The organism is Streptomyces hokutonensis (assembly GCF_042751305.1).
GTDB classification, from domain to species: Bacteria; Actinomycetota; Actinomycetes; order Streptomycetales; family Streptomycetaceae; genus Streptomyces; species Streptomyces hokutonensis_A.
Map to the genome: position 1 here is coordinate 143,051 of NZ_JBHYWD010000019.1, position 8,268 is coordinate 151,318.

An 8,268-nucleotide genomic window follows, 5' to 3' on the forward strand; every position below is an offset into this window, starting at 1 on the left:
ATGTGACATAGTACTGATGTGAGCAAGCGACTGACCTGCGATGTCGTGGTCGTCGGAGCCGGAGTGGTGGGCGCGGCCTGCGCCCTCTACGCGGCCCGGGCCGGCCTCGACGTCGTCATCGTGGATCGCGGCCCGGTCTCCGGCGGTACGACCGGCGCCGGTGAGGGCAACCTGCTCGTCTCCGACAAGGAACCCGGTCCCGAACTCGACCTCGCGCTCCTCTCCGCCCGCCTGTGGACACAACTCGCGGAGGAAATCGGGGAGTTCATCGAGTACGAGGCGAAAGGCGGCCTCGTCGTGGCCTCCACGCCCGGTGGGCTCACCGCTTTGGAACGCTTTGCCGAGCAGCAGCGCGCCGCCGGAGTCGTCGCCGAACCGGTCGACGCCGAGGCCCTGTACGACCTCGAACCCCGCCTCGCCCCGGACCTCCCGGGCGGCGTGCGCTACCCCCAGGACCGCCAGGTGATGCCCGCCCTGGCCGCCGCCCACCTCGTCCGGGCCTCCGGCGCCCGCCTGCTCACCGGCCGCATGGTGACGGCCGTACTCCGCGCGACGGATGGAACGGTCCAAGGTGTCCGCACCGCCCAGGGCGACATCCTCGCCCCGACCGTGATCAACGCCGCCGGCACCTGGGGCGGCGAACTCGCCGCCCTCGCCGCCGTCACCCTCCCCGTCCTCCCGCGCCGCGGCTTCGTCCTCGTCACCGAACCGCTCCCGCGCCTGATCCACCACAAGGTGTACGCCGCCGACTACGTGGCCGACGTGGCCAGCGACTCGGCCGCGCTGCAGACCTCACCCGTAGTGGAGGGCACGGCCGCGGGGCCCGTTCTGATCGGCGCCAGCCGTGAACGCGTGGGTTTCGACCGGGAGTTCTCGCTGCCGGTCCTGCGGGCGCTGGCGGCGGGCGCGACCCGGCTGTTCCCGTTCCTGGCCGAGGTGCGGGCGATGCGCTCCTACCTCGGCTTCCGCCCCTACCTGCCGGACCACCTCCCCGTCATCGGCGCCGACCCCCGGGCTCCCGGCCTCTTCCACGCCTGCGGGCACGAGGGCGCCGGCATCGGACTCGCCACCGGCACCGGGCACTTGATCGCCCAACTGCTCGGCGACAAGACCCCCGATCTCGACCTGGCCCCCTTCCGCCCCGACCGCTTCCCGGACCAGGAGGGTGAGTGAGCCCAGAATCCCCGCAGGACCTCGTCGACGCCGACCCGGGACCGGTCTTCACGGTCACCTTGGACGGCCGCCGGATCGAGGCGGTCTCCGGCCAGACCGTCGCCGCCGCACTGTGGTCGGCGGGCGTGACGTCCTGGCGCACCACCCGGGTCGGGGGAGCACCGCGCGGCGTCTTCTGCGGCATCGGCGTCTGCTACGACTGCCTCGTCACCGTCAACGACCGCCCGAACCAACGGGCTTGCCTGGTGCAGTTGCACCCCGGCGATGCCGTCCGCACGCAGGAGGGAACGGGCCACGATGACTGAGCGACCGCACCTCGCCGTGATCGGCGCGGGCCCGGCGGGACTCGCCGCCACGGTGGCCGCCGCGGCGCACGGTGTCCGCGTCACGCTGCTCGACTCGGCGGCGCGGGCGGGCGGCCAGTTCTATCGGCAGCCCGCCGACGAACTGAACGCCCGTCGCCCGCAGGCCCTGCACCACCGGTGGCGGACATGGCAGCGGCTCAGCGACGCCCTCGCCCGTCACGTGGAGGCAGGCCGCGTAACCCACTTGACGGACCATCATGTCTGGTTTGTGGAACGCCGGTTGGACCGCTTCACCGTGCACGCCCTCCTCGGCCCCGAACAGGAGGTGCCCGTCGAGGTCCGCGCCGACGCCGTCCTCCTCGCCACCGGCGGCTACGAGAAGGTCCTCCCCTTCTCCGGCTGGACGCTCCCCGGAGTCCTCTCCGCGGGCGGTGCGCAGGCCATGCTCAAGGGCTCCCTCGCCGTCCCGGGACGCACCGCCGTGGTCGCCGGCACGGGACCGCTTCTCCTCCCTGTGGCGACCGGTCTCGCCTCGGCCGGCGTCGAGGTGGCCGCGCTCGTCGAGTCCGCCGACCCCAAAGCGTTCGTACGACAGACCCGCGTGCTCGCGGCACAGCCAGGAAAGGTCGCCGAGGGCGCCCAGTACGCGGCCCGACTCCTGCGTCACCGCGTCAAGTTGCTCACCCGGCACACCGTCGTCGAGGCGCACGGCGACGAGCGGCTGGAGGCGGTGACCGTCGTCGCGCTCGACACCGACGGGCGCCTCCGACCCGGCACCGAACGGCGCCTCCCCTGCGACACCCTCGCCGTCGGCCACGGCATGCTCCCGCACACCGACCTCGCCGAGACCCTCGGCTGCCGGCTCGACGGGATCGCTGTCCACGTCGACGACGAACAGCGCACCGACGTCCCCGGCGTCTGGGCGGCCGGCGAGACCACCGGCATCGGCGGCGCCGACCTCGCCCTCGCCGAAGGGCACATCGCGGGACGCTCCGCCGCCGCCCGCCTGACGGGTGCCGTACCCGACCCGCGCGGGTGGGCGGCGGCCGCCAAGTCCCGTAGCGGACTGCGGGAGTTCATCGCCGACCTCGACACCGTGTACGCGCCGCCCGCCTGTTGGACCGATCTCGTCACCGACGACACGATCGTGTGCCGCTGCGAAGAGGTCACCGGAGGTGCGGTCCGCGAGGCCGTGGCCGGGCTCGGCGCCGGTGACGTGCGCACCGTGAAACTGCTGACGCGGGCCGGTATGGGCTGGTGCCAGGGGCGGATGTGCGGGCCGGCGGTCGCGGGGCTCGCCGGGTGCGAACTCACCCCGTCCCGGCGGCCGTTCGCCCGGCCCGTGCCGCTCGGCGTGCTGGCGCACGCCGGTGAGGCCCTGGACGACGAGCATCGATGAAATGTCACACCCCATTGAGATGAGGCGCTCCATGACCACCACCCCGAACCGTCCCTGGCGCGGCGTCCTCGTCGCCACCGCGCTCCCGCTGACCGACGAACTCGCCGTCGACTACGACAAGTTCGCCGAACACTGCGCCTGGCTGGTCGACAACGGCTGTGACGGCGTCGTGCCGAACGGCTCGCTCGGCGAGTACCAGGTGCTCACCCCCGAGGAACGGTCCAAAGTCGTCGAGACGGCCGTCGCCGCGATCGGCGGTGCGCGCGTGATGCCCGGTGTCGCCGCCTACGGTTCCGCCGAGTCCCGCCGCTGGGCCGAGCAGGCCCGCGACGCCGGCTGCGCCTCCGTGATGCTGCTGCCGCCCAACGCCTACCGCGCCGACGAGCGTTCGGTCCTCGCGCACTACGCGGAGGTCGCGAAGGCGGGCGTGCCGATCGTGGCGTACAACAACCCCATCGACACCAAGGTCGACCTGGTGCCCGAACTCCTCGCCAAGCTGCACGGCGAGGGGTACATCCACGCCGTCAAGGAGTTCTCCGGCGATGTCCGCCGCGCCTACCAGCTCGCCGAACTCGCCCCGGAACTCGACCTGTTGATCGGCGCCGACGATGTCCTGCTGGAGCTGGCGCTCGCGGGCGCGAAGGGCTGGGTGGCCGGCTACCCGAACGCGCTGCCCGCCGCGAGCGTCGAGCTCTACCACGCGGCCGTCGACGGCGACCTGGCCACCGCGAAGAAGCTGTACGAGCAACTGCACCCGCTGCTGCGCTGGGACTCCAAGGTCGAGTTCGTGCAGGCCATCAAGCTGTCCATGGACATCGTCGGACGGTACGGCGGCCCGGTGCGTCCGCCGCGCGTTCCGCTGCTGCCGGAGCAGGAGGCCGTCGTGCGCGCCGCCACCGAGAGGGCGGTCGCGGCCGGACTCGCGTAAGTACCCTCGCATCGGCACCGATCCACCAGGAGCGTCATGCGCAGCAAACTCGTCCTGCACGCCGTCGACTCGCACACCGAGGGCATGCCGACCCGGGTGATCACCGGCGGCATCGGCACCATCCCCGGTGCGACGATGAACGAGCGGCGGCTGTACTTCCGCGAACACCGCGACCACATCCGGCAGTTCCTGATGAACGAGCCGCGCGGCCACTCCGCGATGAGCGGTGCGATCCTCCAGCCGCCCACCCGCCCCGACTGCGACTGGGGCGTCGTCTACATCGAGGTCTCCGGCTATCTCCCCATGTGCGGGCACGGCACGATCGGCGTGGCCACCGTGCTCGTCGAGACGGGCATGGTCGAGGTCGTCGAGCCGGTCACCACGATCCGCCTCGACACCCCGGCCGGCCTGGTCGTCGCCGAGGTCGCGGTCGAGAACGGCGCCGCGAAGAACGTCACCCTTCAGAACGTCCCGTCGTTCTCCGTCGGGCTGGACCGCAAAGCCACCCTCTCCGACGGGCGGACGGTGACATACGACATGGCGTACGGCGGCAACTTCTACGCCATCCTGCCGCTGGACCAGTTCGAGCTCCCCTTCGACCGGTCCCGCAAGGACGAGATCATCAAGGCGGCCCTGTCCCTCATGGAGGCGATCAACGACCGGGACGAGCCCGTCCACCCCGAGGACGACTCCATTCGCGGTTGCCATCACGTCCACCTGTACGCGCCCGGCGCGACCGCCCGGCACTCGCGGCACGCGATGGCGATCCACCCGGGCTGGTTCGACCGCTCGCCCTGCGGCACGGGCACCAGTGCCCGCATGGCGCAGCTCCACGCGCGCGGCGAACTCCCGCTGCACACCGAGTTCGTGAACGAGTCCTTCATCGGCACCCGGTTCACCGGGCGGCTCCTCGGCACCACCGAGGTCGCCGGCGTGCCCGCCGTACTGCCCAGCTTCACCGGCCGTGCCTGGATCACCGGCACCGCGCAGTATCTGCTCGACCCCACCGACCCGTTCCCGGACGGGTTCATCCTCTAGCCCGGGATAATGGCCGGTCACGCGTGACATTGCACCACTTGCACCGCTAGGAGATTCGATGGCCGTCCAGCGCACCGGCGCCCCGCCCACCGCTGCCCCGGACCTGCCCGCGCTGGGCGGGAAGAGCAGCTATCGCGAGCGGGTCGCCGACGCGCTCAGGGCCGCGCTGATCGCGGGGGAGCTGCGGCCCGGCGAGGTGTACTCCGCGCCGACGCTCGCCGCCCGCTTCGGCGTCTCGGCCACACCGGTGCGCGAGGCCATGCTCGACCTCGCCAAGGAGGGACTGGTCGACACCGTCCCGAACAAGGGGTTCCGGGTCACCGCGGTCTCCGAGAAGCAGCTCGACGAGTACACCCACGTCCGCGCCCTGATCGAGATTCCCACGGTGGTGGGGCTGGCCGGGACAGCCGACCCCGTCTCGCTGGAGGCGCTGCGCCCCGCCGCCCGGGAGATCGTCGGCGCGGCCGTGGCCGGCGACCTCATCGCGTACGTCGAGGCCGACACCCGCTTCCATCTCGGGCTGCTCGCCCTGGCGGGCAACGCCCATCTCGTGGAGGTCGTCGGTGATCTGCGCAAGCGGTCCCGCCTCTACGGGCTCACCGCCCTCGTCGAGGAGGGGCGTCTGCTGGCCTCCGCCCAGGAGCACCTGGAGCTTCTGGACGCGCTGTTGGACCGTGACAAGCGGGCTGTGCGTGAGATCATGACCCGGCACCTGGGACATGTCCGCGGTCTCTGGGCCGCCCACGACTGAGCGGCACCGGGAGCCAGGCCTCCCAAGCGATTGGCAATTGACGCAAACCACTTGCGCGTCTTGCGCTATTCTTGCGCACATGACGCGACGACTTGCTGAGGTGGCGAAAAAGGTCGGGGTCAGCGAGGCCACGGTCAGCCGGGTACTCAACGGCAAACCCGGAGTCTCCGACTCCACCCGGCAGTCGGTGCTGTCGGCCCTGGACGTTCTCGGCTACGAGCGGCCCACCCAGCTGCGCGGTGAACGCGCGCGACTGGTGGGCCTGGTGCTGCCCGAGCTGCAGAACCCCATCTTCCCCGCCTTCGCCGAGGTGATCGGCGGCGCGCTCGCCCAACTCGGCCTCACCCCGGTGCTCTGCACCCAGACCAAGGGCGGGGTCTCCGAGGCCGACTACGTGACGCTGCTGCTGCAACAGCAGGTCTCCGGCGTCGTGTTCGCCGGCGGCCTGTACGCGCAGGCGGACGCGCCGCACGACCACTACCGGCTGCTCGCCGAGCGCAACATCCCGGTCGTCCTGCTCAACGCGGCCATCGACCACCTCGGTTTCCCCGCCGTCTCCTGCGACGACGCGGTCGCCGTCGAGCAGGCCTGGCGCCACCTCGCCTCCCTCGGCCACGAGCGCATCGGGCTGGTCCTGGGACCCGCCGACCACATCCCGTCGGCAAGGAAGCTGGCCGCCGCGCGGGCCCTGTCCCCGGATCTGCCCGACGAGTTCGTGGCGCGCGCGATCTTCTCCATCGAGGGCGGTCACGCGGCTGCTTCCCGGCTGATCGACCGCGGTGTCACCGGCATCATCTGCGCCAGTGACCCGCTCGCGCTCGGCGCGGTGAGGGCCGCCCGCCGCAAGGGACTTGACGTCCCGTCACAGATTTCCGTCGTCGGTTACGACGACTCCGCGTTCATGAACTGCACCGAGCCCCCGCTGACCACCGTCCGCCAGCCCATCGAGGCCATGGGCCGGGCAGCCGTCGAGCTTCTGAACTCTCAGGTCGGCGGCTCCGTCGTACCCGCCGAAGAGCTGCTCTTCGAACCGGAACTGGTGGTCCGCGGTTCCACCGCGCAAGCCCCGCGCAGCTGACAGGCGCTTAGCTGTCGAATAATTACAGATTCTGCGCGACATCTTGCGGAGAGATGTCGGCGGTGCTTGAGTGTGGGCGCCCACCGCTCCTGCCCAGAGGGGTCCACCGATGAGAAGCACCGGGTTCCGCCGTACCTTCGCCGCGATCGGCGTCTGTTCTCTCGCGCTCACCGCCGCCTGCGGGTCCGGCGACGACTCGGCGAGCGGCAAGACACGCATCACGGTCAACTGCGAGCCGCCCAAGAGCGCCAAGGTCGACCGGGGATTCTTCGACTCCGACGTCGCGGCCTTCGAGAAGAAGAACCCCGACATCGACGTCGTCGCGCACGACGCGTTCCCCTGCCAGGACCCGAAGACCTTCGACGCCAAACTCGCCGGCGGCCAGATGGAGGACGTGTTCTACACGTACTTCACCGACGCCAAGCACGTCGTGGACATCAAGCAGGCGGCCGATCTCACGCCGTACATCAAGGAGTTGAAGAGCTACGACAGTCTTCAGCAGCAGCTGCGCGACATCTACACCGTCGACGGCAAGATCTACGGCATCCCGCGCACCGGCTACTCGATGGGCCTGCTCTACAACCGCAAACTCTTCCAGCAGGCCGGCCTCGACCCCGACAAGCCGCCGACGACCTGGGCCGAAGTCCGCGCCGACGCCAAGAAGATAGCCGCGCTCGGCAACGGCACCATCGGCTACGCCGACTACAGCGCCCAGAACCAAGGGGGTTGGCACTTCACCGCCGAGATGTACTCACAGGGCGGCGACGTCGTCAGCGCCGACGGCAAGAAGGCCACCATCGACACCCCGCAGGGCCACGCCGTGCTGCAGAACCTGCACGACATGCGCTGGACCGACAACTCCATGGGCAGCAAGCAGCTCCTCGTCATCAACGACGTGCAGCAGCTGATGGGTTCGGGCAAGCTCGGCATGTACCTCTCCGCCCCGGACAACATCCCGATCCTGGTCAAGGAGAAGGGCGGCAACTACGACGACCTCGCCCTGGGCCCGATGCCCGGCGGCCAGGGCACGCTCATCGGCGGCGACGGCTACATGTTCAACAAGCACGACACGCCCGCCCAGATCCGCGCCGGCCTCAAGTGGCTCGACTCCATGTTCCTCACCCCGGGCAGCGGCTTCCTCGGCGACTACGCCCGCGCCAAGAAGGCCAACGCCCCCGTCGGACTGCCCGAACCGCGCCTGTTCACCGGCGCCGCCGACGCCAAGGACCAGCAGGTCAAGAAGGCCAACTCCAACGTCCCGGTGCAGAACTACCAGACCTTCCTGGACGGCAACGCGCCCCTCCAGAAGAAGATCGAGCCGCCGGACGCCCAACAGATCTACTCCGTCCTCGACTCGGCCGTCTCCGCAGTCCTCACCAAGAAGGACGCGAACATCGACCAACTCCTCAAGGACGCCTCCGGAAAGATCGACGGCATCCTGGCCCGGGGCTGACCCGATGACCCGGACGGCCACCCGGAACCCCGTCGAGACGACGGCGGTACGACAGGTCGAGGCGCCGCCCCCCCGGGGGGGGGGGGGGGGGGGGGCGCGCGCGCGCACCCCCCCCCCGCCCCCCAAAGACACACAACGGCGAG

Annotated in this window: 8 protein-coding genes; all 8 read left to right on the forward strand. The window is 70.8% G+C overall.

Annotated elements, in window-relative coordinates; translation table 11 throughout:
* Positions 1-18: 18 nt before the first annotated feature.
* Positions 19-1,173: an NAD(P)/FAD-dependent oxidoreductase gene (locus tag ACFXC1_RS37690; protein WP_381251523.1), complete on the forward strand. Its 1,155-nt coding sequence runs from the start codon at positions 19-21 to the stop codon at positions 1,171-1,173.
* Positions 1,170-1,478, forward strand: a complete 309-nt coding sequence (locus ACFXC1_RS37695) for a (2Fe-2S)-binding protein (RefSeq protein WP_381251525.1) — start codon at positions 1,170-1,172, stop codon at positions 1,476-1,478. Before ACFXC1_RS37690 ends, ACFXC1_RS37695 begins: the two co-directional genes overlap by 4 nt.
* A complete protein-coding gene (locus ACFXC1_RS37700) occupies positions 1,471-2,877 on the forward strand; it encodes an FAD-dependent oxidoreductase (RefSeq protein WP_381251527.1) in 1,407 nt (468 codons plus the stop codon). The genes ACFXC1_RS37695 and ACFXC1_RS37700 overlap by 8 nt, the downstream gene beginning before the upstream one ends.
* A 31-nt stretch (positions 2,878-2,908) precedes the next feature.
* Positions 2,909-3,805, forward strand: coding sequence for a dihydrodipicolinate synthase family protein (locus tag ACFXC1_RS37705; RefSeq protein WP_381251528.1), 897 nt, complete (start codon positions 2,909-2,911; stop codon positions 3,803-3,805).
* Positions 3,806-3,841: 36 nt separating this feature from the next.
* Positions 3,842-4,843: a proline racemase family protein gene (locus tag ACFXC1_RS37710; protein WP_381251530.1), complete on the forward strand. Its 1,002-nt coding sequence runs from the start codon at positions 3,842-3,844 to the stop codon at positions 4,841-4,843.
* A gap of 58 nt (positions 4,844-4,901) precedes the next feature.
* On the forward strand, positions 4,902-5,594 hold the full coding sequence (locus ACFXC1_RS37715; protein ID WP_381251532.1) for a GntR family transcriptional regulator: 693 nt from the start codon (positions 4,902-4,904) through the stop codon (positions 5,592-5,594).
* A 79-nt stretch (positions 5,595-5,673) separates the two neighbouring features.
* Positions 5,674-6,672, forward strand: coding sequence for a LacI family DNA-binding transcriptional regulator (locus tag ACFXC1_RS37720; RefSeq protein ID WP_381251534.1), 999 nt, complete (start codon positions 5,674-5,676; stop codon positions 6,670-6,672).
* Positions 6,673-6,781: 109 nt separating this feature from the next.
* A complete protein-coding gene (locus tag ACFXC1_RS37725) occupies positions 6,782-8,125 on the forward strand; it encodes an ABC transporter substrate-binding protein (protein WP_381251536.1) in 1,344 nt (447 codons plus the stop codon).
* Positions 8,126-8,268 lie beyond the last annotated feature (143 nt).

Bases quoted from the DNA above. Each gene is read 5' to 3' on its own strand.
- ACFXC1_RS37700 (WP_381251527.1), top strand. From the start codon at position 1,471: ATGACTGAGCGACCGCACCTCGCCGTGATCGGCGCGGGCCCGGCGGGA.
- ACFXC1_RS37705 (WP_381251528.1), top strand. From the start codon at position 2,909: ATGACCACCACCCCGAACCGTCCCTGGCGCGGCGTCCTCGTCGCCACC.
- ACFXC1_RS37710 (WP_381251530.1), top strand. From the start codon at position 3,842: ATGCGCAGCAAACTCGTCCTGCACGCCGTCGACTCGCACACCGAGGGC.
- ACFXC1_RS37715 (WP_381251532.1), top strand. From the start codon at position 4,902: ATGGCCGTCCAGCGCACCGGCGCCCCGCCCACCGCTGCCCCGGACCTG.
- ACFXC1_RS37720 (WP_381251534.1), top strand. From the start codon at position 5,674: ATGACGCGACGACTTGCTGAGGTGGCGAAAAAGGTCGGGGTCAGCGAG.
- ACFXC1_RS37725 (WP_381251536.1), top strand. From the start codon at position 6,782: ATGAGAAGCACCGGGTTCCGCCGTACCTTCGCCGCGATCGGCGTCTGT.